The sequence below is a fragment of the Vibrio anguillarum genome, assembly GCF_001989995.2.
GTDB classification, from domain to species: Bacteria; Pseudomonadota; Gammaproteobacteria; order Enterobacterales; family Vibrionaceae; genus Vibrio; species Vibrio anguillarum.
Map to the genome: position 1 here is coordinate 1 of NZ_JAHGUP010000142.1, position 1,425 is coordinate 1,425.

1 protein-coding gene is annotated in these 1,425 nt (G+C 44.9%); it reads right to left on the minus strand.

Annotated elements, in window-relative coordinates:
- Positions 1 to 11: 11 nt before the first annotated feature.
- Positions 12 to 1,400, minus strand: a complete 1,389-nt coding sequence (locus tag PL85_RS17870; RefSeq protein ID WP_115339179.1) for an IS4-like element ISVa18 family transposase — start codon at positions 1,398 to 1,400, stop codon at positions 12 to 14.
- Positions 1,401 to 1,425 lie beyond the last annotated feature (25 nt).

Below are 1,425 nucleotides of genomic sequence, written 5' to 3' on the forward strand. Positions count from 1 at the left end.
CTGTCTCTTGATCACAAGTCTGGTGAATCAAGAGACTTAGCCAGTTCATACCCTTCAAGGATGGTTTGTAACCTAAACCATCCTTGCCATAATGTCTTTATAGAAGCACGACCCGTTCGCTTTGTATTCTTCCAACCCCCTAATCGAGCAATACCTCTGTAAGCCCATGATATGTCCGGAGCTTCCTTCGGTAGCCCTTTTCTTTCTAGCTTTAGCCACATTAGCTTCCATGCTTTGCCTTTTAATATCGGCTCACAACTGCTCTTAGATAACTCATCTGATTCATTCATAAATCTCAACTGGAGCAACCGAGTCGCGATAAAAGCCAGAATAACGCTGAGCCTTTCTAAGTTATCTTTGCTTTGCATTCTCAATTGCTCGACTTGAGTGCCTTCACTTTTCCAGACTTTATGAAAATCTTCAATTAGCCAGCGCTGCTCATAATAACTGACGATTTTAAGTGCCTCTTCCCTGCTCGTTACTGGCTCCGAGGTCAGTAAGTGCCATGCGAGCTTATCGTTACTCTCTCCTTGCTCTATGCATCCCACGTAGTAAAGCGGAATGTTATTGAACTCTTTTTTATTCGCGGGAGATTTGAGTGTCACGGGGGCATATTTGATGTCTAGGTGAACCGTGCGAGCTTTACGGCCGCCTTTTTGCGGTATGTCGAGCACTCTTTCTCCTGCTGATTGAAGCTTGGAAGCGTAGTCATAAAGACGATTATCATGCTCTTTTATACAGCGACTTTGCATTGAGCGAACGAGGAATCGCTGTTGTTGCTCTTGCTTGTAAGTGAGGTATTCAAATAGGTCGGCTTCTCTATCGCACACAGAAATAACATCTGAGATTTTCTCGCCAAGTCGCTCTGCGACATGGCGAGAAGCTTGCTCCCATTTATAGCTTTCTTTCTCTTTGTATGGTCGAGTGGCGTACTGGTGTCCTTGTCCACGCTTTTCAATATCTCGAGTCCAGCGTTGTTGTTCAATTAAGCCAACAACCACTTGAGTTTCGGGAGCAAAAAGTAAGGTCGAGTGTATGAACATAGCTCGATTTCGATTGCCTTGATTGGAGTGCCCAAGTTCATCTTGTATGCTGCGATGGGAGTAACTTAGAGAAGTCGTATCTTCTAATGCAAGAAGTGTTTGTTGTTCTAAAGCCTCTTGCGCTGTGACATGAAAGCCCGCTTCAGCGATATCTTCTGCTTTGATTTGCTCATTACGGATAAAGCGATAAGCCCCTTCCATATCTGCAGGGGAGATGATGAGTTTCGAGACCGGTACGCCAGGTTGCTCGGCCAGAGAGGCAGCTAGGGCAACGAGTCTTTGAGTACGTCTTGGGTCATTGAGGTGAGCTTGACCAAATTGCTTTTGTGCCCAGAGGGTTGGTTCTATATAAGTCATTCTAATCATCCTTATTATTGCTTAG

What these genes read in the sequence shown, in the direction of transcription:
- PL85_RS17870 (WP_115339179.1), bottom strand. Translation starts at nt 1,400, where the DNA reads ATGACTTATATAGAACCAACCCTCTGGGCACAAAAGCAATTTGGTCAA.